Here is a 25,940-nt window from a genome sequence, read left to right as displayed (position 1 = left end):
GGGCAGAAGCGCCCCGTCGGGGCCCGCACGCCCCGGACAGGGGCGCCACTCACCGGGACGCGAGCGATGCGTGGCCATGGTGGCTGCGCGCGGTGAGGGTGGCCTTCATCCGGCCCGGATTGAGGGTGAGCTGGGGCAGGCGGGGCAGCGTGAGGCTGCCGGGATGCAGGTCCAGCCGCCAGTGGCTGAGCAGCGAGGCGAGCAGCAGAACGCCCTCGACGAGGGCGAACTCGTCACCTATGCATTTGCGGGCGCCGCCCCCGAACACCGTCACCGGCACTTCCGGCTCTCCCCCTCGGGCCTCCCAGCGGTCCGGGTCGAAGCGTTCGGGGTCCCGGTAGAGGGACGGCAGATGGCTGATGAGGTAAGGGCTGTACGCGATCGTCGTGCCCTGCCGGATGAGGTGCGGGCCCAGCGGGGTGTCCTTCTCCGTCTGCCGGGTGAGTATCCAGCCGGGCGGGTACATGCGGATGGCCTCGTTGAGCACCTGACGGGTGTAGGTGAGGTGAGGCAGATCGCTCCAGCCTGCGGTCCGCCCGCCCAGCACCGTGCCGACCTCGGTCATCAGCCGCTCCTCGACCGGGGGATGCTGCGCCGCCAGATACAGCGCCCAGCACAGCGCGCCGGCCGTCGTCTCCGTTCCGGCGGAGTACATGGTCACGGCCTGGTCCACGAGTTCGCCGTCCGTCAAGGCGGGAGCGTCACTGCCCGGGTCGCGGGCCGAGATGAGCAGCGACAGCAGATTTGCTTCCTCCGCGTCCGCGCTGCCGTGTGCGCGGTACTCGGCGGTGAGGTCGCTCATGGTCCTGCGTACCCGGCGAGTGGCCCGCTCGTAGCGGACGTTGCCGGGCGTGGGCACCTTGCGCAGCGGTTCCGGCAGCAGGCTGTGCCGGGTGAAGCCGGCCAGCAGGGTGTCGAAGTCGGTGGCCAGACGGGTGTGGACGGCGCTGTTCAGACCGGTGCCGAAGACGGTGGAGACGACGACATCCGCGGCGATCCTGCGGGTCTCCACGCCCAGATCGAGCGTCTGGCCGTCGTGCCAGCCGCCGATGATGGTGTCGATCCGCTCGGTCATGATGCCGGCGTAGCCGGCGAACCGGCTGTGGTGGAAGGCCGGCTGGATCAGCCGGCGCAGCCTGCGGTGCTCCCCGCTCGGGCAGGTGGCCAGCCCCTGTCCGCCCGCTTCGCGGAGCCGCTCGAAGAGCGGGCCGCCTTTGTCGAAGACCCGGTCGCGGACCAGCACCGTACGAGTCAGTTCGGGGTCGCACACCACCACGACGGGTTTACGCCCCAGCCGGATCTCCACCAGCGGGCCGTGCGCGGGCAGTCCGCGCAGAAATGCCAGTGGTGCCCGCAAGAATGCCGGCAGATGCCCCAGGACGGGTAACGCACCCGGCGCCTGCGCCACTGGGGAACGGGTCCCGCTGTCCATGTCACCATCTCCTGCTCTTTTCTGCTGTTGCCGGCCTTCGCGGACAGCACGCGCACGGCCGCGGCGGCTCGGTTCGAGCACCATCACGCCGTACGCCGATCGAGTACGGGTTGAACAAGTGGCCACCCGAGAGCGCCGGTTCAAGCGGACTCGGCAGCTCCTTATTTTTCGAGAAATTGTCGATACACACCCTGGTGCGGGCTCTTAGCGTGCGAAATGGCTTCCAATGTGCCGCTTGAAGGAAGTATCGATGGAGCAAACTCCGGCTCTGCTCGTCGCGGAATCCCCGCTCGACGGCAGACCCACTCGGATTCAAGAACAGCTGCAGGACGACTTGAAGCAGGTGAGGGAGAGACTGCGCACGCTGGTGACGCCGCCTCATCCCCTGGTCGCAGGGCCCGTCACGCACGCCGTGGAACACACGGGGAGGCTGCTGCGGCCCACGCTCGTGCTGCTCTCGTCCTATCTCCTCCAGGAGGAACGCGACAAGGAACAAGATGAGGAACGAGATGAGGGACGAGACGCGGCGAGGCACCGGGGGGTCATCGACGCCGCCGCCGTCGTGGAAATCCTGCACACGGCCACTCTTTACCACGACGATCTGATCGACGAGGCGGCGGAAAGGCGGGGCGGCCCCACCGCGAACGCGAAGTACGGTGCCACTCTCGCGCTGCTCACCGGAGACTATCTCCTGGCCCGCTGTATGCAGGCGGCGGCCTCCCTCGAAATTCCCTGCGCACTTCCCGTGGCCGAAACACTGGTCGAGGTGTGCGTGGGGCAGATGCTCGAGTCCAGCCGGCTCCATGACCCGCTGCGCACCGAAGAGGACTATCTCAGCGCCGTCTCGGGAAAGACCGCGCGCCTCATGCGGACGGCCACCATGCTCGGCGCGCTGCAATGCGGAGCTTCCCAGAACGCACAGGAGGCGCTGGAGAGTTTCGGACACAATCTCGGCATGGCGTTCCAGATCTGGGACGACATCCTCGATATATGCGGCGCCGACACCGGTAAACCGGCCGCGCAGGATCTCGTCAACGGGGTTTACACGCTGCCGGTGATCTATGCCGTCAAGGATTTCCCGGACCGTGTGCTGCCGCTGTTGCGCGAGCAGCCGCTCTCCCCCGGGAGTTGCCGGGAGATCGTCTCCGTCCTGCACGAGTCCGGCGCCATCGGCCGTGCGGCTCAGGTCGCGCAGCAGCATGTGGCGGACGCCCTGCGCGCAGTGGAGTCCCATCCGGCCTTCGCGCGGCGCGCCGAGAGCGTCGGACGTCAGCTGCGCGGCCTGATCGACAGCCTGCTGGCCCAGCATTCCGCCCTCAAGGCGCCGCCTGACTCGGCTCGTTCCAGGCATCAACCGGGGGACGTGACGACGGGGGACCGCAGCACGGAGACGCTGATCCGCGACTGGCTGGACGAGTACATCTGCCAACCGCACGAGCACCTGGGGCGAACGGGAGCGGTCTGCCCGTTCGCGGCGCCCTCGCTGCGTGCGGGATCGCTGGAGATCCGTACGCGCAGGGCCGGTCCTGCCCCCGGCGTCGCGGGCGTCACCGAGCTGATCCGTCAGGCCCTGGACGAGTTCGACCTGATCGCGTGGAAGGGCTCGAACCCGGCGTTGCGGAGCCTGGTCGTCGGCATTCCGGATCTGGCGGCGCACGAGTGCCGGCTGCTCGACGAGGCGCACCGAGCGGTCAAGTCGTCGGCGGTGCGCCGGGGCATGATGGTCGGTCAGCTGCATCCGCTGTGCGCGGACCCGTCCGCCAGAAACCCCGGCTTCCCCGTCAACCGCTCCCCGGTGCCGCTGGTGGCGATACGGCGCATGGCCCTGCACGACGTCCTGTTCCTCACGGACAGGAAGGAGTGGTTCGAGGAATACCACCGGCGCTTCGGCCACCATTACAAGCCCGGCAGGGACGCCCTGGACCCGCTGTTCGTCGAGAAGTTCCAGCGTGCGTGCGCCGAGTACGGGGTCGGCGCATGAGCCGGTGCGAACGGCGCCGCCCGGACCTCGACCGGGAGTACTCCCCCAGCACTCTCGTCCCGAGCCTGCGGGCCTGTCTGCGCGAATACGCCGCCCTCAGTGCGGCAGCCCGCGCCGAGCACCGCACGCTCGTCGATCTCCGTTACGGCACATCTCCCGCGGCGCGGCTGGATCTGTTCCCGGTTGCCGGGCGGGGCTCGGCGGTCGAGGTCTTTGTGCACGGCGGCTACTGGCAGGAGCTCACCAAGGAGGACTCCGCCTTCGCCGCCCCGGACTTCCTGACCGCGGGGACGGCCTTCGCCGCGCTCGACTACGGGCTCGCGCCCGCGCACCGTCTCGATGAGATCGTCACGATGGTGTGCCAGGCCATCGCGTGGCTCCACCGCAACGCCGCAGCCTTCGGGATCGACCCGCGGCGTATCCACCTCAGCGGCAGCTCGGCGGGCGCACATCTCGTGGCAACGGCCCTCACCAGGGACACCGCGCGGCTGATCGCGAGCGCGGCGCTGCTCAGCGGCGTCTACGACCTGGAGCCGCTGCGGCACACGTACGTCAACGATGCACTCGGGCTGGACGCCGACGCCGCGCTGCGCAACAGCCCGGTCCATCACCTGCCCGAGCGCCTGCCACCGGTCGTCATCGCCCGCGGCGGAGGCGAGACGGGGGAGTTCATCCGGCAGCACGACACCATGACGGCGCTGCTGCGGCAGCGGACCACGGTCACCGAGATCGTCAGCCCGGCACGCCACCATTTCGACCTCCCGTACGACCTGGGGAATCCGCGCACGGCGCTCGGCAGGGCCGTCCTGGCCCATACCCAGGCTGCCGCGACCCGTGCAGCCGTATCCGGCGATGAGTAGCACTCAACCGAGGAGGAACCGTGCGCCCACGAACCGGCATCAGTCCACGCACCACGGTCACCGGCCCCCTTCCGGCGAACGCCATGAGTGCCGGGGCCGGGGCCGGGGCCGGGCGCGAGGCCGCCGAGGAGCTGGATGCCGCCGACCCGCTGCGGGAGTTCCGGGACGCGTTCGTCTTCGCCGACCCGGATGTGATCTATCTGGACGGCAACTCGCTGGGCCGGCTGCCGTCCGCCACCGCGGGCTTTCTTGGGCAGCTGGTGACCGACGGCTGGGGCAGCGGGCTGGTGGAGTCGTGGGAGACCTGGATCACCTGGGCCCGGCGCCTCGGCGACCGGCTGGCGCACCACACGCTGGGCGCTGCGCCGGGCGAGGTGGTGCTCTCCGACTCCACCTCGGTGAACCTGTACAAACTCGCCGTCGCCGCGCTGGATGCCGCGCCGGGGCGCAGGACGGTCCTGGCCGACATCGACGACTTCCCGACCAACCGCTACATCCTTCAAGGCTTGGCCGAGCAGCGGCAGCTCCGGCTGGAGACCCTGCCCTCCGACCCGGACGAGGGCCTGGACCTGGACGTGCTGCGGCGCGCACTCGACCAGGACGTCGCGCTGGTGGTGCTCTCCCTCGTCTCGTACCGCTCCGGCGCGCTGATGGACATGGCCGCCGTCAACGACGCCGCGGTGCGGGCGGGGGCACGCGTCCTGTGGGATCTCAGCCATGCGGCCGGCGTCGTCCCGCTGCGGCTCGGCGCGGACGGCGCCGAGCTGGCCGTGGGGTCCACCTACAAGTATCTGAACGGCGGCCCCGGATCCCCCGCCTTCCTCTACGTACGCAAGGAGCTCCAGCAGCAGCTGCGGCAACCGGTCTGGGGCTGGTACGGCCAGCGCGACCAGTTCCGGATGGCCCCTGCCTACGAGCCGGTCGACGGCATCGACCGCTTTCTGGTGGGCACTCCCCCGCTGCTCTCGCTGGCCGCGATCGAACCGGCGCTCGATGTCGCCGGGCGGGTGCCGGTCACCCGGCTGCGCGAGAAGTCGGTGCAACTGGGCGCGTACGCCGTGGAGTTGGCGGAAGTTTGGCTGGCACCGCTCGGTTTCCGGCTCGCCTCTCCCCGCGAGCCGGCCCGGCGTGGTGCGCACATCGCGCTGGCCCACCCGGATGCTGCGCGCATCTGCTCGGGGCTGCGGGCGCAGGAGAGGGTGATCTGCGACTTCCGGGCCCCGGACCGGCTGCGGATCGGGCTGGCCCCGCTCTACACCCGCTTCACGGACGTGTGGGACGGACTGGACCGGCTGCGGAGTTTCGTCGGCGGCCGGCACCACGAGCAGCTGCCCGCCGCCGTGTCCCGCGTCACCTGAAACACCCCGGCCGGAAGACCCCGGCGAAGACCTGGACGACCGCGGGAGCCGGAACACCCCGCTTGAGCTGAACAGAAACCGCCACCTCGTACGGAGGGCACCATGATCGATGTCGGACTGGCCTTCTTTCCCGACGTCGACGAACGCGACAGGGGCGCTGCCGAGTACTTCGCCCGCTGCCTCGACTTCGTCGAACTCGGTGACCGGCTCGGATTCCAGCACGTACGGATTGTCGAGCACTACTTCCGCAGATACGGCGGATACTCACCCAACCCCATCGTCTTCCTCTCGGCCGCCGCACAGCGAAGCCGGCGGCTGAAGCTGATAACCGGCGCCGTGCTGCCCGCTTTCAACCATCCGCTCAAGCTGGCCGGCGAGATCGGAATGCTGGACGCGCTCTCGTCGGGACGCGCCGAAATAGGGTTCGCGCGGGCCTTTCTCCCGCACGAGTTCCAGCGGTTCGGCATCGACATGAACGAGAGCCGGGACCGTTTCGACGAAGGCGTCCGGATCATCGGGGAGTTGCTGGCCGAGGAGGAAGTGGCCCACCGCGGCACGTTCCACAGCTTCCCGCCCACCACCTCCCTCCCCAGGCCCACACAGCGCCCGCATCCGCCGTTCTGGATCGCCGCCCTGTCCACCGAGGAGAGTTTCCGGATGGCCGGCGAACTCGGCTACGGCATCATGGCGCAGCCGGTGGTGCCCGATTCGCTGCGCCGGAACCTCGATGTCTACCGCAGGGCGTGGAAGGAGTCGGGGCGGCCCGGCGAGGGCCGGGTCATGCTGGCATTCCATATGTTGTGCATGCCGGACGGTGAGACCGCGCGGCGCGTGGGGCGTGAACCGGTCAACCGGTATCTGCGGATGCTCGTGGAAGGCGCCGGTGAATGGACCACCGGGGCCGACAGCGCCGATTATCCCGGTTACCGGAAGATGATCGAGAAGCTGCGTCAGGACGACTTCGACCGGCTCCTCGAACGCGGCTCCGCACTCGTCGGCTCCCCGAAGGAGATCACCCGGATGCTGCTCGACTACCACGCGGCGTGCGGAGGTTTCGAGGCGGCCAGCATCCAGTTCTACTTCTCCGACATCGACCCGGAACTCGCCCGCAGGTCCCTGGAATTGTTCGCGACACAGGTCATGCCGGAACTCCGCAGGGTCTAGCCCACACCCCCTCCCGAAGGGCGGTATTCATGTCAGCGCTCCGAAGCGATTTCATCACCGATTACGACGGTCTCGCCGGCCAGTGGTGGGACCCCCGGGGACCGCTCGCCCCGCTGGGCTGGATCGCGCGGACCCGTGCGGCGTTCGTTCCCGCGCCCGGTCGAGCCGAGGCGCGGCTGCTCGATGTCGCCTGCGGCGGCGGCCTGTTCGGCCCGCATCTGGCGGGCAAGGGATACCGCGTCTTCGGCGTCGACCTGTCGGCGACGGCGCTTGACGAAGCTCGCCGGCACGGCTTCGACGAGGTCGTCCGGGCCGATATCGCCCGGCTCCCATTCCCGGACGCGTCGTTCGACGTCGTCACGGCGGGACAGTGCCTCGAGCACGTCCCCGACCCCTTCGCCGTGGTGTCGGAGCTGTGCCGGGTGCTGCGCCGTGGCGGCACGCTGATTGTCGACACCATCGCCGACACCCGACTTGCCCGGCTGGTGGCCATCACGCTCGCCGAGAACGTCCCCCTGCCGGGCCGCCCGCCCCGGGGGACCCACGACCACCGGCTCTTCGTCAACCGGAAGCGGCTGACACAGGTCGCCCGGTCGCACGGCGTGGAGCTCGAACTGCTGGGGCTGCGCCCGCGGTTCCGCGACGGGGTCGGCTATTTGGCCGGGCGACGCGAGGAGGTTCGTATGACCCGTATCAAGTCCACCGCCGTTCTCTATCTGGGGGCGGGGAGGAAATGGTGACAGCACCCGAAAGGCGGGCCGCTCCCAGCACGGTACGGATCTGGCTGGTCGGCGCCCGGCTGAAGACGCTGCCGGTGACCGTCGCACCGATCGCGGTGGGACTGGGCATCGCCCATTCGCTCGGCCCGCTCAGTAGCCCGCGTACGGCCCTCACGCTGGTGTTCGCGATGGGTTTCGTCCTCGGTACCAACTTCTTCAACGACTACAGCGACGGGGTGCGGGGCGCGGACGACGACCGGGTGGGCCCCGTGCGGCTGGTGGCCTCCGGACAGGCGTCCCCGCGGCAGGTCTTCCGGATGGGTGCGGCGCTGTACGCCGTCGCGGCCCTGGCCGGAGTGGCCCTGGCGGTGACCGTCTCATGGTGGCTGCTGGCGCTTACGGTCGCGTGCGCGCTCGGCGGCTGGTTCTACACCGGCGGTTCGCGGCCGTACGGCTACTGGGCGCTCGGCGACATCAGCATCTTCCTGTTCCACGGGGTCGTCGCCGTCTGCGCCACGGCCTTCATCCAGCTGGGCCGGGTGCCGCTGCTCGCTCTGGGCGCCGCGGTGCCCATCGGGCTGCTCGCCGGGGCGCTGCTGATGACGAACAACCTCCGCGATCTGCCGACCGATGCGCCTGCCGGGAAGATCACGCTGGCGGTACGACTCGGCGACCGGCAGACCCGGCAGATCTTCGTGAGCCGCATCTGCTGTGCCTTCGCGGCCGGACAGCTGCTCGCCTTCGCCCGGCCCTGGGCGCTGCTCGTGCTCGGCGCCGTTCCCTTTGCCCTGGTCCCGGTGCGCAGGGTGCTGGCCGGAGCGCGCGGCAGCGACCTGATTCCGGTGCTGGAGCACACCTGTCTGCTGCTGCTCGCTTTCGGGGGCCTGCTGGCGGCCGGGATGGCGCTGTGAACGGCCGGAATGAGGCGTCCGGGCGCCCGGATCACGAAGTGCTGGTGATCGGCGCCGGTTTCGCCGGAATAGGTGCCGGTATCGGGCTGCGCCGGGCCGGCATCGAGGATTTCGCGATCCTGGACGAGCAGGACGGCGTCGGCGGCAGCTGGCACGCCAACAGATATCCCGGCATCGCCGTGGACATCAGCGCGTTCAGCTACTCCTTCGCCTTCGAGCCGTTCCCCGAGTGGTCCCGGGCCTTCCCGCCCGGCGCCGAACTGAAGTCCTACGCCGACCACTGCGTGCGCAAGTACGGCCTCCGCCCACATCTGCGGCTGAACGCGCAGGTGGTGCGGGCCGAGTACGACGAGCAGGCGCATCTGTGGGAGGTGTTCCTGCGGGACGGCACCTCGATGACGGCGCGGTTCGTCATCTGTGCCACCGGCTGGCTCACCAAACCCAAGCCGCCCGGCACAGCAGGGCTGGACGACTTCGCGGGCGAGGTCGTGCACACGGCGCGCTGGGACCAGAACCTGGAACTTGCCGGGCGGCGGGTGGGACTGATCGGCACCGGCGCCTCGGCAGTGCAGGTCGTTCCGGAGATCGCCCCTCGGGTTGCACACCTGCACGTCTATCAGCGCACCCCCATCTGGCTGTTCCCGAAGCCGGACGTGCCGCTGCCCAAGGCGGTCCGCCGGGTCTTCCGGGCGGCTCCGTGGGCGCAGCGGACGCTACGGCTGTTCACGGACACCGTGACGGAACTGAGCTTTGTGATCGCCATGATCCACCACCGGCAGTTCCCCTTCCTGGTGCGGGCCGGAGAAGCGCTCTCCCGGCTCTATCTGCGCAGCCAGGTCGGAGGCGACCGGGAGCTGATGAGCAAGCTGACACCCGGCTACCGGCTGGGCTGCAAGCGCCCGTCGTTCGGAAAGGGCTACTGGCGCGCCTTCACCCGCGACAACGTCGACCTCGTCACCGAGCCCGTCGAGCGGATCACCGCGACCGGTATCCGTACCGCGGACGGGGCCGAGCAGCGCTTCGACGTGCTCGTGCTGGCCACCGGATTCCATGTGCTGGAGAATCTGCCGCCGTTCCCGATGCACGGCACCGGCGGCCGTGAGCTCAAGGAGTTCTGGGAGAGCGAGCGCTTTCAGACGTACGAGGGCAGTTCCGTCAAGGGCTTCCCGAACCTGTGGTTCATCGTCGGCCCGTACTCGTTCACCGGCGGCTCCTGGTTCGGCATGATCGACTACCAGGTCACCCACGCCCTGCGGGTGATCCGCGAGGCCCGCCGACGGCGCGCCACGGAAGCGGCCATCCGCCCGGAGAAGCACGACAGATCGTTCCGCAAGACCCTGCGCAGACAGCGGAACACCGTCTTCCTCGACAGGAGCTGCACCGGCTCCCGCAGTTACTACTTCGACAGCCGCGGCGACGCGCCTGCCGTGCGGCCTGCGACGACGTACGAGGCCGCGTGGCGGGCGCGCCATTTCGACCTCGACGACTACCGCTACACCCGGGCGCGCGGGCGCGTACCGGCACCGGCCGTCGGCCGTCCGGCCGGGGGAGAACCGCTCAGGAGGCCGCTGTGACGCCGTTCGCCGAGACGCGGGGCCGGGACCGCGCACTGTGCCTGTGCTACGGGCTGTTCTCCGTCGGCGGCTGCCTCCTCATGGGCGCGATGGCCGTCACCTACGTGCTCGACCACGCCGACGGCGGGCCCCTCGGTCTCGTAGCGGACTTTCTGCGCGACGCGACGACGAACCTGGCGTCCCGCTTCGTGTACGCGGACCTGGTGCTCGTCTGGATCGTGCTGGCCGCGTTCATGGTTGCCGAGGCGCGGCGGCTCGGCATCCGGCACGTGTGGGCGTACATCGTCGGCGCCCCGGTGCTGGCGCTGTGTGTGAGCTTTCCGGTGTTCATGTTCGTCCGCCAGCTGAAGATCGCGGCGGCGAGGGAGAAGCCTCACCCCGCGCGAGTGCGGCTTCCGGCGGCAACGGGCCCGGCCACCAGCGGAGAAACGAGAGGGACGCAGCGATGACGACCGAAGCCGTCAACAACCCCGAAGTCGGCAAGAACACCGAAGCTTTCCAGAACACCGGAGCCATCGGGAACACCGAGCTCGTCGGCCGGGCGCTGGCCCGGGCCGGCGGTGCGCTGCGGGACCGCCAGGACCCGGCCGGGTACTGGAAGGGCGAGTTCGAGACCAGCCTGATCGGTGAGTCCGGGGAAGTCATCTTCCGCCATTTCCTGCAACTGCCCGACGACGCCGTGACGGCCGCGGCGGCCAGGACGATCCTCAGCGAACAGACGGCCACCGGCGGCTGGGCCTCCTACTACCGAGGGCCGGACGAACTGCTGCTCTCCGTCTTCTGCTACGTCGCGCTGCGGCTGGCCGGCCACGACCCCGACGAGCCCGCGATGCGTGCTGCCGCACGGTCGATCCGGGCCGGCGGCGGTGTCGAGGCGGTCGACAACCCCACCATGCTCGCGTGGCTGGCCGTGATCGGGCTGTGGCCCTGGCGGGACATCCCGCTCATCCCGCCGGAGCTCGTTCTGCTGCCCAGCCGCTGCCCCGGGAACATCTACCAGATAGGCGCCGCGGCACGCGGAATCGTCGTCGCCAACAGCCTCTTCATGGCGCACCGCCCGGTCACGCCCGCCGGGTTCGGCATCGGGGAGCTGCTCGCCGACCCTCGGGCCCGGGCAGGGCGGCTGCCACGGCCGCCCGCGTTACGCGCCGCGACCGCACTCAGCCACGCGTACGCCCGCCGTCCGGTCGGCCCGCTGCGCCGCAAGGCGCTCCGCACGGCGGCGGAGTGGCTGGTCCGCACCCAGGAGAAGGACGGCGGCTGGGGCGGCAACTGGCCGCAGACCGCCAACGTGGTCATGGGGCTGCGCGCGGTCGGCTATCCGCAGGACCATCCGGTCATCGAGGCCGCGATGGCCGCGCTCGACCAGTACGTGGTCACCAGGGACGGGCAGCGCCGGGTGGAGATGTGGACCTCTGTCGTCATGGACACCGCACTGGCCGTGTCCGCCGCCGCCATGGAAGGTGACCCCGGCACCCGGACAGCGGCCCGGCGCGGAGCGCGCTGGCTGCTCGGCAACCAGGTCACCGAGCTGGGCGACTGGGCCGTGCTGACCAAGGACCCGGTCCCCGGCGGCTGGCCGTACGAGTTCACGAACAACACCAACCCGGACGCCGACGACACCGCGTTCGCGGTGACCGCGCTGCGGCGTCTCTATCCGCGCGGCAGCGACGCGGACGTCGACGACGCCTGCGACCGGGCCTGCCGGTGGATGCTCTCCCAGCAGGGCAAGGACGGCGGCTGGGCCGCGTTCGAACCGCTGCGCTGGCAGCTGCCCGGCCGCGAGGCGCTGGCCCGGATCGGCTTTCTGGAGGCGCCGTCGGCCGACATCACCGGGCATGTACTCGAAGCGCTGGGCGCCGACGGACGCGGGCGCGGTGCCGCCGCACGCCGCGGCATCCGGTGGCTGCGCCGCAACCAGCACGCCGACGGCTCGTGGCCCGGCTGGTGGGCCTGCTATCACCTGCACGGTACGAGCGCCGCGGTCACCGGACTGACCGCGTGCGGGGTCCCGGGCACCGACGCGGCGGTGGCGCGGGCGTGCGACTGGATCGTCGCGCACCAGCAGGACGACGGCGGTTGGGGCGAGGACATCCGCGCGCTGCACGACCCGCGGTGGATCGGCACCGGCGAGAGCACTCCGTCGCAGACCGCCTGGGCGCTGCTGGCCCTCGTCGCGGCCGGACGTGCCGGGAGCGAACCGGTGCGCGCCGGGCTCGACTTCCTGGTCCGCACCCAGCGGGCGGACGGCGACTGGGAGGAGCCGTGGCACACCTGGGTGGTCCACCACGACGGCCTCTACTGGCGGGACAGCCTGCTGCGTCTCGTCTACCCGATCATGGCCATGGCCGGGTATCTGGCGCACGTCGACGGATCGGAGCGGCGATGAGCGGCGCGAGACCGGCGGGGGACGGCGTGACGGTCGTCGGCGGCGGCCTGGCCGGGATGACGGCGGCGTGGCACATCCGCAGGCTCGGGATCCCGGTACGGCTGCTGGAGGCCGCACCGGCGCTCGGCGGGATGGCCGGCTCGCGGACGATCGACAACCGGGTGGAGGACCACGGCGTGCACATCTTCCCCGCCTGGTACCGCAACACCCTGCAACTGGTCGATGAGCTCGGCATCTCCGGGAATCTGCGCGAGTGCGAGACCTTCCACCAGCTGCTGCCTGGTGAGTTCCCCCGTTTCAGGTCGGCGGTCACCCCGGTCGCCGACCGGCTGCTGTTCCACTACGGGGTCGTCGATCTGCTCGCGCAGCGCTACGAGGCGCGGGACGAGTCCCTGCACGACTTCCTGCGCAGCCGCTGGTATCTGACCGAGGCGGCGATCGCCGACGTCGAGCACCTGTTCGTGGCGTCCAGCGCGGCGGAGAGCCACGCCGTGTCGGCAGCGGGCTTCCGGGGCAGCATCGCCGCGTTCGCCCGCCACCCCGGGCGGGTGCGGATGCCGAGGGGCGACCTCGAACAGTGGTTCATCGGCCCCTTCCAGCAGCGGCTGGCGGCCGACGGGGTCGGGATCCGCACCGGCACCGAACTGCTGGCAGCCCGGGTGGAGGGCGACCGGCTCGGCGCTCTCACACTGCGCGACGGCGACACCGTGACGGAGGAGGACATCACCGGTCACGTGGTGTTGGCGATCCCGCACGGCGCGGTCCGCGGGCTCGGCCCGGCCGTCACCGGCGCGCTGCGGCCCGCACACGGCGTGGAGAAGTTGCGCTCCCGCCCGCTCGGGGCGCTGCATCTGTATCTGCGACGGCGCCTGCCAGGACTGCCCGACGAGCATGTACGCCTGGTCGGGTCGCCCCATGCCCTCACTCTCGTGGACGTCGGTCAGGTGTGGGAGGGGCACCGCACCAGCCTCCTCAACTGCGTGGTCGGCCGGGTCGCGCGGCTCGCCGAGCTGCCCGAGAGGGAAGCGGTCGAGGTGCTGGTCGCCGAGCTGAGGTCCTATCTGCCGACGCTGAGCCGGGACGACATCGAGCACGTCTGCTATCAGCCCCACTACGCCGAACCGTTCTTCGCGCCCGGCCCCGGCTCAGCGCGGCACCGGCCGGAGAGCACCACCGCGCTGGCCAACCTGCACCTGGCCGGCGACTACTGCGCCGCCCCGCCCGGCGTGGCCGGGATGGAGAGCGCGGTGCGGTCGGGGCTGACCGCCGCCGAGTCGGTACGCCGGGTGCTGCGGCCCGCGGCGCCGCCGGTGCCGGTGCGCCGGATCGGTACGGTCAGCCCGCAGGCCGCCCGCTGTCTGCGGACGGCGCTCACTCCGCTCGCCGCGACCGTCCGGCTGCTGACCCGGCGCCGGCGGGCAGCGACAGCGGGCGTCGTCAGCGGAGGGGTCGGCACCGCGGGCGCCGGTCAGAAGGGCGGAGAGGCAGGCGTGAGAGGCGGAGAGGCAGGTGTGGAGGGCGGTGACTCGAGCGCGGCCGGGGCGGAGGCCGAGGCCAGGCACAGGGCCGGAAGACCACCGGAATTCACCTGAGGGCGCTCACGATCTGCTCGGTCGCCTCGGCGATCAGGGCGTCCTTGGGCGAGGAGTCGTGTCCGGGCCGGTCGGACAGGACGGCCATCACCAGCGGGTCGCTGCCGGGCGGCCACACGACCGCGATGTCGTTGGCCCGCCCCCAGTTGCCGGTTCCGGTCTTGTCGGCCACCGTCCAGCCCCGGGGGACTCCGGCCCGGATGCGCTTCTTGCCCACGGTGGTGGTGTTGCTCAGGAGCCAGCCCTTGAGCAGGGCCCGTTTGTCGCCGGGCAGCGCGTCACCCAGCACGAGCGTGCGGAGGTCGGTGGCGATCGCCTCGGGCGTGGTGGTGTCGCGCGGGTCCCGCGGCCGGTCCCTGTTCAACTCGGGCTCGTAGTTGTCCATTCGGCTGACCTTGTCGCCGAGTCCGCGCAGATAGGCGGTCAGTTCTTTCGGACCGCCGATGTCGCGCATCAGCAGATTGCCGGCGGTGCCGTCGCTGTAGCGGACGGCGGCGTCGCACAGCTGCTTGATGGTCATTCCGGTCCCGATGTGTTTCTCGGTGACCGGCGAGATGGAGTCGACGTCCGCCGCGCTGTACCGGACCCGCTTGTCCAGGTGCCCGAGGGGGTTGTGGTGCAGGACGGCCGCCGCGGCAAACGCCTTGAATGTGGAGCAGAACGCGAACCGCTCGTCCGCACGGTACGCCACCGTGGCACCGCCACTCCCGGTTGCCACGGCGTACACGCCCAGCCGGGCGCCGTACTTGCGCTCGAGCGCGGCGAATCGCGCACGGTGCCGCCGCGACACGGACGGCGCGGCAGCGGAGCGGCGATCGCGCGCCGGGGAGGGAGCGGGAGCCCGGCGGCCGCCGGTGTCACATCCCGCCAGCGGCAGCAGAGCGGCAGCCGCCAACAGCGCACGGCGGGAGGGTGGTTGGGGGTACGTTCGGTAGGGCATCCGGCAGGCTCCAGCAGGTCGGTTTCGCCATGAAGGACCGCCGGTTCGGCCGTGCCGCCCAGCGTCCCGGCACGGCACGGGCCAGCCCTCTGTCGTAGCGCATCCGGCGGCTGGAACGGCTGGGCGTACGGCACGTCGAGCACTCCAGCCGCCGGCTGACGATCATAAGGGCGGCCTCCTCCTGCCGGATGGGGCGGCGCCTCGCCCCGCCCGGAACCGGGACGGTGACCGGAGTTGTCCCTGGAGTATGCGCGTCACGATGATCCTGCCCGCACTGACAGAGGCGACCAGTCCGCTGTTCCGGCCGATCAAATACTCCCTCTTCCCGCCCCTCGGCCTGGCCACCCTGGCCGGCTATCTCGACCCGGACGACGAGGTGGAGCTGTACGACGAGCACGTCGAGCGGCTCGACCTCGCCGCCTTGCCCACCCCTGACCTGCTCGTTCTGCAGCCGTACATCACCTCGGCGCGGCGCTCGTACGAGATAGCCGACCATTTCCGGGCCCGCGGGGTCCATGTGGCGATGGGCGGGCTGCACGTCACCTCGCTGCCCGACGAGGCCGCCGCGCACGCCGACACCGTCTTCACCGGTCCTGGCGAGGACGCCTGGCCGCGGTTCCTGAAGGAGTTCCGGGACGGCGTCCCCGCGCGGCGGTACGACTCGGGGCCGCAGCGGACGCTGGCGGGGCTGCCTCCGGTACGGCGCGACCTGATCAAGCGGGAGCGGTATCTGGTGCCCAACTCCCTGGTGGTCTCGCGCGGCTGCCCGCACCACTGCGACTTCTGCTACAAGGACGCCTTCTTCACCGGCGGCAAGTCCTTCTACACGCAGGCCGTGGACGACGCGCTCGCCGAGATCGAGCGGCTGCCGGGGCGGCATCTGTACTTCCTGGACGACCACCTGCTCGGCAACCGCCGGTTCGCCACCGCGCTGTTCGACGGCATGGCGGGAATGGGCAGGCTGTGGCAGGCGGCCGCCACTGTGAAGTCCGTACTGGAGCCGGATCTGCTGGAGCGGGCGCAGGCTGCCGGGCTGCGCAGCCTCTTCGTCGGGTTCGAGACGGTCAATGACGCCAATCTCGCCGAGCGCCGCAAGGACCAGAACATCGGCCGCGACTACTCCGCCGCCGTGCGCCGCCTCCACGACGCGGGCGTCATGGTCAACGCCAGCTTCGTCTTCGGACTGGACCAGGACGGCCCCGACGTCTTCGACCGCACCGTCGAGTGGGCCGTGGAGCAGGGTATCGAGACGGCCACCTTCCACATCATGACCCCGTACCCCTCCACCGGACTGTGGCGGCAACTGGCTGCCGAGGACCGGATACTCCACCAGGACTGGGATCTGTACGACACCCGGCACGTCGTCTTCCGGCCGTGCGGTATGACGGCCCGCCAGCTGGAGGACGGCTACTGGCGTGCGTACCGCGACTTCTACCGCTGGCGGAACATCTGGCGGGGCGCCGCCGCCCAGCCCGGCGGGCACGAACGGCTGCGGCATCTGGCATACGCGGGCGGCTGGAAGAAGTTCGAACCGGCCTGGGACGCGCTGATCCGCAGCCGCAAGGTCGTACGCGCCCTGCCCGTGCTGGAACGCACTCTCGCCGCGTTCGGGGGCCGGCGCTGACGGAGCCGGCCGGAGGTTGGGCCCACCAGGACAGGCCCTGGCGGGCTCAGCGGCGCAGATGGGGCAGGCGGTGCGCCATGAAGGGCTTGCTGGTGGTGAACTCACGGAATTTCAGCGCCGCCTCGGACAGATAGCTCTCCCGGTTCCACACCAGGGTGACCACCCGGTGGCAGTCGGGCGCGTCCACGCGTACCCAGGCGACAGGGACGTGTGAGTCCGTACCCACCTGGCGGGACATCGCGGGGATGAAGCCGATGCCGAGCCCTGCGCTGATCATGTCCTGGCTGGCACCTGGTTCGTCCCCCTCGCAGGACAGCTGCGGGGTGAGCCCCTCCGCCGCGAACAGCCGGTCGAGGAGGGCGCGCTGCCAGTTGCCGCGGCGCGTGGTGACGAAGGGCTCGTCGGCGAGCTCGGGGATGGTCACGCTCTCCCGCCCATCGAGCCGGTGCCCGGGCGGAACCGCCAGCAGCACCTCTTCCCGGGCGAGCTCGACGGACTCCAGGTTCGTACCGGTCAGCGGCTGCGAGGCCACGCAGAAGTCGACCTCGCGGGCGCGCAGTTGGCGTCCCATCTCCTCCGCGTTCGACTGGAAGAGCCGGACGTCGGCACGCGGGTAGGCGGCGCGGAAGCTGCCGAGGAGATGGGTGATGGTCAGCAGCGTCTCCGAGGCGACACCGACCCGGCCCAGGCCGGTGTCCCGGCCCTCACGGACGGCCCTGCGGCCGTCGTCCAGCTCGCTCAGCGCACGGTCGACGTGGCGCAGGAACATCGCGCCGTACTGGTTGAGCCGGATGCGGCGGCCCTGCCGGTCGAAGAGCGGGGTGCCCAGCTCGGCCTCCAGGCGCGCGATGGCGCGGCTGAGCGAGGGCTGGGCGACGCGCAGCTCCTCCGCGGCCCGGCTGATGTGCTCGTAGCGGGCGACGGCCTGGTAGTAGCGCAACTGCAGCAGATCCATGGCCCCTCCCCCCTTCTGCTTATGCCTTCGGGATCATCTTCACATAGCAAAACCGGTCTTGGAATGCATGAGCAATTCTCTCTACCGTCTCCAGCACGGGGTCACCGCGCCGGTCGAAGCAACGGCGCCCGCGGCTGCACACGCCGAGCGAGCACCCCGGATCCACCCGCATCCGTCGGCCGATGCCCGCCGCCCGGCCGCCCGTCCCCCAGGAAGGCCGCACCATGAGCGCTGCGGATCTGGCCCGACTCCAGTTCGCGGCCACGACCGGCATCCACTGGCTGTTCGTGATTCTCACCATGGGACTCGTCCCGCTGGTGGCGATCATGCACACCAGGGCCGCGTGCACCAGTGATCCCGCCAAGAGAGCCGTCCGGGAGCGTATGACCCGCTTCTGGGGCCAGCTCTACGTCATCAACTACGCGGTCGGCATCGTGACCGGCCTGGTCATGGAGTTCCAGTTCGGGCTCAGCTGGAGCGGCCTGAGCAAGTTCGCCGGCAATGTCTTCGGCGCCCCGCTGGCGCTGGAGACCCTCATCGCCTTCTTCGCCGAGTCCACCTTTCTCGGCATGTGGATCTTCGGCTGGGGGCGGCTGCGCAGCGGAGTGCATGTCACCCTCATCTGGCTCGTCGCGCTGACCGCGTACGCGTCCGGGTACTGGATCCTGGTCGCGAACGGCTTCATGCAGCACCCCGTCGGCTACGAAGTGCGCGACGGGGCCGCATACCTGACCGACTTCGGAGCGCTGCTCACCAACCCCAGCGCGCTGCTCGCGCTCGGCCATCTGACGCTGGCCGCGCTGACGACGGGCGGCGTCCTGGTCACCGGGGTCAGCACCTTCCACCTCGCCCGGCGCACCGAGGAGACCGACCTGTTCCGCGGCTCGCTGCGCCTCGGGCTCTGGGTGGCGATGCTCGCCTCCTTCTTCGTCATCATCGTCGGCGACCTGCAGTTCCCGCTGATCGAGCGCACGCAGCCGGGGAAACTGGCCGCCCTCGAGGAGAGCCACCTTCCCTGGCACGGCCTGCTGCGGGTCTCGACGGACGTGATGACGATCACCGGCAACACGGTGTCCACCATCACGTTCGTCGCCGTCTTCCTGCTGTGGAAGGACCTGCTGGTGCGGTGGCGCCCGCTCGCCTACCTGATGACCGCGCTGATCCCCTTCCCCTTCATCGCCTCCGCGGGCGGCTGGGTCCTCCGGGAGGTGGGGCGGCAACCCTGGCTCATCTACGGCGAGTTGACGGTGGACGACGCGCTCTCCCACGTCAGCCGGGGCTCGCTGGCCGTGTCGTGCTCGGCGTTCATCGCCATCTTCGTGGCGCTGGCGGCGGTGAACTGGACCTTGCTCACCCGCTTCGCCCGGCGCGGCCCCTACGGCATCCAGTTCGGCGCGACCGAACCGCTCACCGAAGAGCCGCGCCCCGCCACGGCCGCGTTCTGAACGCCCCCGCACTCACAGAGAGTTGATCAAGATGAGCCTGGAAAGCCTCTGGCTGGCCCTGCTCGGCCTGCTCCTCGCCGGGTACTTCGTGCTGGGCGGCTACGACTACGGCGTGCAGATGCTCCATCCCTTCCTCGGCCGCAGCGGAGCCGACGGGAGCCGCGGTGCCCGGGAGGCGGCCGAGCCCGTCGGCCGGAACGCCGCGCTGGCCGCCATCGCCCCGTTCTTCCTGGGCAACGAGGTCTGGCTGGTCGCCTTCACGGGCGTGCTGTTCGGGGCCTTTCCGCACTTGGAAGGCAGCCTCCTGTCCGGTCTGTATCCGCTGATCGTGGCGATCCTCGCCGGTCTGGTGCTGGGCAACGCCGCGGTCCAGCTGCGTGGCCGCGCCCACAGCGCCCGGGGCCGCCGCCGGTGGGACGCGCTGATCGTGCTCGGCGGCGGGCTGCCGGCGGTGTGCTGGGGGCTCGTCCTCGGCCTGCTGCTGCACGGCGTCCCCCGCAGGCCCGACGGGAGCTTCCACATCGGATTCGGCGAGGTGCTCTCGCCGTTCGTGCTGGCCTGCGGGGTGACGACGGCGCTGCTCTTCGCGGCGCACGGTGCGGTCTTCCTCGCGCTGCGCTCGGCGCCCGAACTCGCCTCCGCTGCCCGGCGGTCGGGCACAGCACTGCTGCGCGCGGCCGGCGCCGCCGGAGCCCTCACGCTGCTGCTGACTCTCCTGGGGGCGGGTGCCCCGATGCGGAACGGTGTCACCTCGGCGCTGCTCGCCGCCCTGTTCGCCGCGGCGCTGGCCGGTGCCTGGTGGTGGCTGTCCCGGGAACGGCACGGACGGGCGTTCGCGGCCACCTGCTGCGCGACCGTGCTGCCCGTGCTGCTCGTCGGGGCCGGGCACTACCCGTACGTCCTGGCCAGCTCATCGGGCGCGGGGCTGACGGTGCGGCAGGCCGTCACGGACGGCGCCACCTTGAAGATCCTGACCGCGTTCGGGGTCGTGCTGATCCCGGTGATCCTCGCGTACCAGACATGGAGCTGGTGGGCCTTCCGGGGGCGGACGGGCCGCCGTCACCCCAGCTACTTCTGACCCGCGGCAGCGACGAGAGGGACCCAGGATGAAGCCGGTGGAACGCCGACTGATACGCGAACTCCCGGTGCTGCGGCGCCATATGACCTGCTCCGGCGCGCTGGTGCTGCTGGGCGCCGGGCTCGTCGTCGCCCAGGCGGGCCTGCTGGCGGCAGTCCTGGCAGACGGCTTCGCCGGACGCGGGATCCGCACCACACCGCTGACAGCGCTGAGCGCCGTGCTGACGGCGCGTGCCCTGCTGGCCTGGGCCCGCGGAGTGCTGGCACAGCGCGCCGCGACCGAGGCCAAGCGCACGCTGCGGGACCGGATGACCGGCAGGCTGCGGCATAACGGGCCGCTGCGCCCTGCGGCCCGCCGTCACGGCGAAACGGTGACGCTGTGCAGCCGCGGACTCGAAGCGCTGGACCCGTACGTGGTGGGCTATCTGCCCACCACGATCGCCGCTGTCGTGGTACCGCTCGGGGTCGTCGCCTGGCTGCTGTGGACCGACTGGACCTCGGCGCTGATCGTGCTCGTGACGCTGCCGCTGATCCCGGTGTTCGGAGCGCTGGTCGGCATGCACACCGCGGCTCGCACCGCCCGGCAGTGGCGGTTGCTGGCGCAGCTGGGCGGCCACTTCCTGGACGTGGTGGCCGGCTTGCCGACACTGCGCGCGTTCGGCCGCGCGCGGCACCAGGTCCGTGTGGTGGGGCGGATGGCGGACGCCCACCGGCGGGCCACCATGCGGACCCTGCGGGTGGCGTTCCTCACCTCCTTCGTACTGGAGACGGTCGCCACCCTCTCCGTGGCGCTGGTCGCCGTCCCGGTCGGGCTGCGGCTGCTCGGCGGAGAGACGGACCTGCGCACGGCGCTGACCGTGCTGTTCCTGGCGCCCGAGGCGTATCTGCCGCTGCGCGCCGCGAGCGCGGCGTTCCACGACAGCGCGGAGGGCCTCGCGGTTGCCGAGCGGGTCTTCGCCGTCCTCGACGACCACGGCACACGCCCGGAGCGGACCGGCCGCGCGGCCCCGCCGCCCGACGCCCGCACGGCGCAGCTGCGCCTCGACGGGGTCACCGTCCACTTCCCGGGCCGCCCCGCGCCCGCCCTCCGCGACGTCTCGCTCTGCCTCCGGCCGGGCGAGCACGTGGCGCTGGTCGGCCCGAGCGGCGCCGGCAAGTCCACGCTGCTGTCGCTGCTGCTCGGTTTCGTGCCTCCCTGCTCGGGCCGGGTCACGGTCGGCGGCACCGACCTCGCAAGCCTCGACCTCGAGGCGTGGCGCGCCCAGGTGGCGTGGGTGCCGCAGCGCCCGCACCTGTTCGCGGAGTCCGTCGCGGACAACATCCGCCTCGGCCGACCCGAGGCGAGCGACGCCGAGGTACGCCGGGCGGCCCGCGCCGCCGCGGCCGACCTCTTCATCGAGGAGCTGCCCCAGGCGTACGACACCGTGCTCGGCGAGCACGGCGCCGGACTCTCCGCGGGCCAGCGGCAACGCGTCGCGCTGGCCCGCGCGTTCCTCAAGGACGCCCCCGTGCTGCTGCTCGACGAGCCGACCGCACATCTCGACCCCGAGAGCGAGGCCGCCGTCACGCGCGCCACGGCCGAGCTGATGCGCGGCCGTACCTCGCTCGTGGTCGCACACCGGACGAGCCTGCTGCCACACGCCGACCGGATCGTCACCCTGCACCCGGGCAGCCCCGCCCTCCTCCGACCGGCGTACACGGAAGGGCTGGTGGCCCCGTGATCCGCACCGCCCCAGTCGAGGGCTTCCGAGGGCTCGTGCGCCGGCCCACCGTTCGCCTGCTGCGCTGCCTGCTGCCGTACTGGCGGAGGCTGGTACCGGCCGCGCTCGCCGCTGCGGGCAGCGAACTCGCCGCCGCCGGGCTGATGGCCACGGCCGCCTGGCTGATCAGCCGCGCAGCGCAGCAGCCGCCACTGGCCTCAGTGAGCGTCGCGATCGTGGCGGTACGGGCCCTGGCACTGGGGCGCGGAGCGCTGCGCTACGCCGACCGGCTCCTCGGGCACGACGCCGTGCTGCGCGCCGTCGCGGGCTTCCGCACCCGGGTGTACGAGGCACTGGTGCCGCTCGCCCCGGCAGGCACCCCCGCCTTCCGCAGCGGCGATCTGCTGACCCGTCTCGTGGACGACGTCGACGCTGCCCAGGACCTGCTGCTGCGCGTCCTGATCCCCGTCACGGCCGCCTGCGCGGTCGCCGCTGCCGCCACTGGGACGGCCACCGTGCTACTGCCGCAGGCCGGCGTCGTGCTCGGGCTGCTGCTGTGCGTGGCGGGGCTCGTCGTGCCCGGTTCGGCACTCCTGCTGTCCCGCCGCGAAGGCCGCGCTGAGAAGGCGGCGCGCGCCGAACTCGCCGCGCTCACCGTGGACCTGACCCTGGGGGCGGCCGACCTCGCCGCGTACGCCGCCGGTGGCCGCGCCCGGGCGCGGGCTCGCCTGGCCTCGGCCCGGATCGCCGCGCTGGAGCGCCGCAAGGCCCTGGCCACGTCGCTCGCTTCGGGCGTTGTGCTGCTGCTCCAGGGCGGGGCGACGGTCGGCGTCACCTGGCTCGCGCTCCGCGCGCACGCGGCCGGAGCGCTCCCCGCCGTGCATCTCACCGTCCTCGCGGTGCTCGCGCTGATCTCCTTCGAAGCCCTCACCCCACTGCCCGCCGCCGCCCGCCGCCTCACCGAAGTCCGGGCCTCCGCACGCCGGCTGGCCGACCTCCTCGATGCGCCGCCTCCGGTCTCCGACCCGGCCGTCGCGGCCCCGCTCACGGCCGACGAGCCGCTCGGTGCGGAGATCAGCGAGCTGCGGGTCCGCCACCGTCCCGACGCCCCTCCGGCTCTGGACGGGGTGAGTCTGCGACTGCCACCCGGGCGCCGGGTCGTACTCCGCGGCGCCAGCGGGTCGGGCAAGTCCACACTGATCGCGGCGCTGATGCGGTTCGTACCGTACGAAGCCGGCAGTATCCGCGTCGGCGGCCGGGAGATGCGCGAACTCCGCGACTGCACGGGCTCCGACGTCCGCCGCGTGATCACCGGCATGACCCAGGACGCGCACCTGTTCCACACCACGATCCGCGCCAATCTGCTGCTGGCCCGCCCCGGCGCCACCGAGGCCGAGCTGCGCGAAGCGGCCGGCAGAGCCCGGATCCTGGAGTGGATCGAGTCGCTGCCGGACGGCTGGGAGACTCTCCTCGGCGGGGACGGCGCCACGGTCTCCGGCGGCCAGCGGCAACGCCTGCTGCTGGCGCGGGCGCTGCTCGCCGACCCGCCCGTCCTCGTGCTGGACGAGCCCACCGAGGGACTCGACCCGGACACCGCGGCCGCCGTGCTCGCCGACATCCTCGACGCGACCCGAGGCCGCACCACGCTTCTGGTCACCCACGAGCGGTCGGGCCTCGCCGCGGCCGACCGGGTCGTGACCCTCGGCCGCGGCCGGATCCGTTCCGCGGCGCGTGGCGGTATCGACGGCACCCAGGCGGCCGTACCGCCACAGCACGTTGATCCAGCGCTCTGATCCGGCGCTCTGATCCGGTCCGCTAGACCCCGCTGGGCCAGGTCGCCTCCTCGCCTTCGCCGACGGGTGCGGACGGCAGCGGGGTGAGGGCCTCGGAGTGGTCGAGGTGGAGGAGGGCGTCGTAGCGCTCCCCCAGCACGGTGGGGACGTAGTTGCCCCACCTTTCCCGGCGAGGGTCGTAGACCACGCCGACGGCCCGGTGTTCCAGCTGCCGCCACAGCCACTCGGAGCCGCCGTCGACCGGCAGCCCGCTGCGGTGGCCCGGCGGGAGGAGGAAGAGCGCCCGCCCGTCCTCGACGGAGCGCTCCGTGAGGGGACGGTCCGCGAGAGCCAGGTGCAGCAGATGCTCGATGCTGCCTTCGCGGGCCGGCGGCACGGTCATCACCCGCGGTGGGCCGGCCCAGTGCGGGGCCGCGATCACGGAGCCCTGGTAGGAGCTGAAACCCACCAGGATGACGCCCTCCGCGTCGTGGCGCTCCCGTACCAGCTGGCCGAGGTTGACCATGCCGACATCGGCCATGTCCGTCGCCCTGGCGTCGCCGACATGGGTGTTGTGCGCCCACACCACGGCCTTCGCCTCGGGGCCGTGGTGCTCCATCAGCCGGTCGAGGGTGTCGGCCATGTGGTTGTCGCGGATGTTCCACGCCTCGGAGCCGCCGCCGATCACGGAGCGGTAGTACCGCTCGGCTCCGGCCAGCACCTCGGCGTTCTGCCGGGCGGCGAAGTCGGCCAGGCTCCGGTCCGCGGTCCGCCCCGCCCCGGCCCGGCTGCGCAGCCGGGTCAGCAGGGACAGGACCTCCCGCTCGCAGCCGGACGGCACCAGGCGGGTGGCCATGGCGTAGCTCTCGGGGTCGGCCGCGTACGGCTCGAAGCAGCGGTACGCCTCCAGCGCCGCCTCGACCTGGTCGGGCACGTGTTCCTGCAGATGGGCGAGGACCGCCCGCAGCGACTCCCACAGCGAGTACACATCGAGGCCGAAGAACCCCACCGGCTGGGCCGGCCTCACGGTCGTGTTGTAGTCGCGGAGCCAGCGGCTGAACGTCGCCACCTCGGCGTTGGCCCACATCCACGTCGGCCACCGGTCGAAGTTCTCCAGGACCTCGACGGGGTCCGAAGGGGCTCCGGGCGCGGCCGTGACGGCGCAGTGCAGCGCCTGGCAGTCCGGCCAGTCCCCCTCGACGGCCACGAAGGAGAACCCCTTCTCCTCGATCAGGCGGCGGGTGAGCAGCGCGCGCCACCGGTAGAAGCCGGTGGTGCCGTGGGACGCCTCCCCCACCAGCACATAGCGGGCGTCGCCGATGTGATCCAGCAGCGGATCGAGCGAATCCGCACCTGTCAGCGGCAGCGCGTCCGCCCGGATCCGGTCGAGCGTCCTGGGAGCGCCACCGTCAGCTGTCGCTGCCATCGGGGAACCTCCTCGCTGCGCGGGGCAGGCGGGCCACTGCTCCGCCCGGCCGGGCGGAGACTCCCAGCATGCGCCCGCGCCCAGTCACGCGCACGGTCAGCGCCCGGCGCCAGGCCGAGCCTCAGTCCCGTGGTGCACGTGGCACAGGTGGCTTACCTGGCGTACGCGGCGTATGCGGCCCCCACAGCGCCTGCGGCCCCCGGCTCATGTCCGTCCCTCCCGCTCCTGGACGGCCTGCAGTACCGCCGGAGCCGTCATCCAGTCGGCCCGCCGCACCCGGAAGCCCGCGCGCTCGTACGCGGCGTTGACCTGCTCGTCATCATCGACCACCAGCGCCACCGGGCGCTCCCGGGCCAGCCGTTGCAGCAACTCCAGCTTGGTGATGCGCGCGGGGCGTCGGTCCTCGTCCGCCCGCATCAGGAGCCGCCCGACGGGCAGCCCGTGGCTCGTCAGCCAGTCCTCGGTGTCGGCCCGGCAGCGTTCCGGCCGCCCGGTGACGTACGCGAGCGCGCACTGGCCGGCCGTCTCGATCGCCAAGGCGATGCCCTTCGGCAGGGGCGGGTCATCCACCGCGGCGCTGAAGAAAGCCTCCCAGTCCCGGGGGCGCTGCTGGAGGAGGGGAAGCCGGTGCCGGACATCGGCCAGCGTCCCGTCCAGATCGAACACCGCCCAGGGCGCCCGCAGAGCCATCGCCACCTCGCTTCCCTCCCGGCCATTCTCTCGCACCGGATGCGAAGCCACCCGATCGAACGCCAACGTAGGGTCGGCCCATGGATGCGCTGCTGCCGTTCTTAGTCGTTTTCGCCGTGCTGGCCGCGGTTCTGGGCTCGTTCACCTGGCTGGCGTCCCACATCCGCCGCCGGGGGCCGGCAGGCGGCGCCATGAGCTCCGCTCTGGCGTCCTTCGAGGAGGGCTTCCGCATCACGGCGCACGAGGCACACCACGAGATCCGGGCACAGACACAACGCAAGGCGCCACTCCTGTCACCGGACGACACCTGGCAGCGACCCCGCCCCGCCGC

20 protein-coding genes and 1 pseudogene are annotated in these 25,940 nt (G+C 71.6%); 16 read left to right on the top strand and 5 right to left on the bottom strand.

Going from position 1 to position 25,940, the window contains the following annotated elements:
* Positions 1-49: 49 nt before the first annotated feature.
* The gene (locus tag ITI46_RS19920) at positions 50-1,432 is read right to left on the bottom strand and encodes a cytochrome P450 (protein ID WP_209241030.1); all 1,383 of its coding nucleotides are present in this window, start codon (positions 1,430-1,432) and stop codon (positions 50-52) included.
* 250 nt (positions 1,433-1,682) lie between these two features.
* Between ITI46_RS19920 and ITI46_RS19915 the strand changes: the two genes are divergently transcribed.
* From ITI46_RS19915 to ITI46_RS19870, 10 genes are all read left to right on the top strand, one after another.
* On the top strand, positions 1,683-3,413 hold the full coding sequence (locus ITI46_RS19915) for a polyprenyl synthetase family protein (RefSeq protein ID WP_209241029.1): 1,731 nt from the start codon (positions 1,683-1,685) through the stop codon (positions 3,411-3,413).
* Positions 3,410-4,273 carry an alpha/beta hydrolase gene (locus ITI46_RS19910; RefSeq protein WP_209241028.1) on the top strand — a complete coding sequence of 288 codons (864 nt, stop codon included), beginning with the start codon at positions 3,410-3,412 and terminating at the stop codon, positions 4,271-4,273. Before ITI46_RS19915 ends, ITI46_RS19910 begins: the two co-directional genes overlap by 4 nt.
* A 20-nt stretch (positions 4,274-4,293) precedes the next feature.
* Positions 4,294-5,631, top strand: coding sequence for a kynureninase (kynU, locus tag ITI46_RS19905; RefSeq protein WP_307808247.1), 1,338 nt, complete (start codon positions 4,294-4,296; stop codon positions 5,629-5,631).
* Positions 5,632-5,733: 102 nt separating this feature from the next.
* Positions 5,734-6,795 carry an LLM class flavin-dependent oxidoreductase gene (locus ITI46_RS19900; protein ID WP_209241027.1) on the top strand — a complete coding sequence of 354 codons (1,062 nt, stop codon included), beginning with the start codon at positions 5,734-5,736 and terminating at the stop codon, positions 6,793-6,795.
* Between the two features lie 29 nt (positions 6,796-6,824).
* Positions 6,825-7,535 carry a bifunctional 2-polyprenyl-6-hydroxyphenol methylase/3-demethylubiquinol 3-O-methyltransferase UbiG gene (gene ubiG / locus ITI46_RS19895; RefSeq protein WP_209241026.1) on the top strand — a complete coding sequence of 237 codons (711 nt, stop codon included), beginning with the start codon at positions 6,825-6,827 and terminating at the stop codon, positions 7,533-7,535.
* Positions 7,529-8,425: a 1,4-dihydroxy-2-naphthoate polyprenyltransferase gene (locus ITI46_RS19890; protein WP_209241025.1), complete on the top strand. Its 897-nt coding sequence runs from the start codon at positions 7,529-7,531 to the stop codon at positions 8,423-8,425. Before ubiG ends, ITI46_RS19890 begins: the two co-directional genes overlap by 7 nt.
* A complete protein-coding gene (locus ITI46_RS19885) occupies positions 8,422-9,999 on the top strand; it encodes a flavin-containing monooxygenase (protein ID WP_209241024.1) in 1,578 nt (525 codons plus the stop codon). Before ITI46_RS19890 ends, ITI46_RS19885 begins: the two co-directional genes overlap by 4 nt.
* Entirely contained in the window at positions 9,996-10,448 is a 453-nt protein-coding gene (locus tag ITI46_RS19880) for a DUF2834 domain-containing protein (RefSeq protein ID WP_307808245.1), read from the top strand. The genes ITI46_RS19885 and ITI46_RS19880 overlap by 4 nt, the downstream gene beginning before the upstream one ends.
* Positions 10,445-12,388: a squalene--hopene cyclase gene (shc, locus tag ITI46_RS19875; RefSeq protein WP_209241023.1), complete on the top strand. Its 1,944-nt coding sequence runs from the start codon at positions 10,445-10,447 to the stop codon at positions 12,386-12,388. Before ITI46_RS19880 ends, shc begins: the two co-directional genes overlap by 4 nt.
* Positions 12,385-13,980, top strand: coding sequence for an FAD-dependent oxidoreductase (locus ITI46_RS19870; RefSeq protein WP_209241022.1), 1,596 nt, complete (start codon positions 12,385-12,387; stop codon positions 13,978-13,980). Before shc ends, ITI46_RS19870 begins: the two co-directional genes overlap by 4 nt.
* Here ITI46_RS19870 and bla read toward each other — a convergent pair.
* Positions 13,973-14,920 carry a class A beta-lactamase gene (bla, locus tag ITI46_RS19865; RefSeq protein ID WP_209241021.1) on the bottom strand — a complete coding sequence of 316 codons (948 nt, stop codon included), beginning with the start codon at positions 14,918-14,920 and terminating at the stop codon, positions 13,973-13,975. The genes ITI46_RS19870 and bla overlap by 8 nt on opposite strands.
* Before the next feature lie 247 nt (positions 14,921-15,167).
* Between bla and ITI46_RS19860 the strand changes: the two genes are divergently transcribed.
* On the top strand, positions 15,168-16,544 hold the full coding sequence (locus ITI46_RS19860; RefSeq protein WP_209241020.1) for a B12-binding domain-containing radical SAM protein: 1,377 nt from the start codon (positions 15,168-15,170) through the stop codon (positions 16,542-16,544).
* Between the two features lie 46 nt (positions 16,545-16,590).
* Here ITI46_RS19860 and ITI46_RS19855 read toward each other — a convergent pair whose 3' ends face one another.
* Entirely contained in the window at positions 16,591-17,499 is a 909-nt protein-coding gene (locus ITI46_RS19855) for a LysR family transcriptional regulator (protein ID WP_209241019.1), read from the bottom strand.
* Between the two features lie 224 nt (positions 17,500-17,723).
* On the opposite strand from ITI46_RS19855, the gene ITI46_RS19850 reads away from it, so the two are divergent.
* Genes ITI46_RS19850 through cydC form a run of 4 tightly spaced genes read left to right on the top strand, consistent with a single transcriptional unit; the run spans position 17,724 to position 23,514 of the window.
* Complete coding sequence (locus ITI46_RS19850; RefSeq protein WP_209241018.1) at positions 17,724-18,944, top strand: cytochrome ubiquinol oxidase subunit I; 1,221 nt, start codon at positions 17,724-17,726, stop codon at positions 18,942-18,944.
* 31 nt (positions 18,945-18,975) lie between these two features.
* A complete protein-coding gene (gene cydB, locus ITI46_RS19845; protein ID WP_209241017.1) occupies positions 18,976-20,022 on the top strand; it encodes a cytochrome d ubiquinol oxidase subunit II in 1,047 nt (348 codons plus the stop codon).
* A gap of 28 nt (positions 20,023-20,050) precedes the next feature.
* Positions 20,051-21,742 (top strand): thiol reductant ABC exporter subunit CydD, encoded by a 1,692-nt coding sequence (gene cydD / locus ITI46_RS19840; RefSeq protein WP_209241016.1) that lies wholly within the window; start codon positions 20,051-20,053, stop codon positions 21,740-21,742.
* Entirely contained in the window at positions 21,739-23,514 is a 1,776-nt protein-coding gene (gene cydC, locus ITI46_RS19835) for a thiol reductant ABC exporter subunit CydC (RefSeq protein WP_209241015.1), read from the top strand. The genes cydD and cydC overlap by 4 nt, the downstream gene beginning before the upstream one ends.
* 22 nt (positions 23,515-23,536) lie before the next feature.
* Here cydC and ITI46_RS19830 read toward each other — a convergent pair whose 3' ends face one another.
* A complete protein-coding gene (locus ITI46_RS19830; RefSeq protein WP_209241014.1) occupies positions 23,537-24,919 on the bottom strand; it encodes an erythromycin esterase family protein in 1,383 nt (460 codons plus the stop codon).
* Positions 24,920-25,123: 204 nt separating this feature from the next.
* On the bottom strand, positions 25,124-25,609 hold the full coding sequence (locus ITI46_RS19825; protein WP_209241031.1) for a phosphatase domain-containing protein: 486 nt from the start codon (positions 25,607-25,609) through the stop codon (positions 25,124-25,126).
* Between the two features lie 80 nt (positions 25,610-25,689).
* On the opposite strand from ITI46_RS19825, the pseudogene ITI46_RS19820 reads away from it, so the two are divergent.
* Positions 25,690-25,940 (top strand): annotated as a pseudogene (locus ITI46_RS19820) (hypothetical protein); the annotation flags it as partial.

Origin of the sequence: Streptomyces oryzae, assembly GCF_017676365.1 — a bacterium.
Classification (GTDB): domain Bacteria; phylum Actinomycetota; class Actinomycetes; order Streptomycetales; family Streptomycetaceae; genus Streptomyces; species Streptomyces oryzae.
Note: the sequence above shows the minus strand (reverse complement) of the source record. Positions and strands in the feature narration are given on the sequence as shown.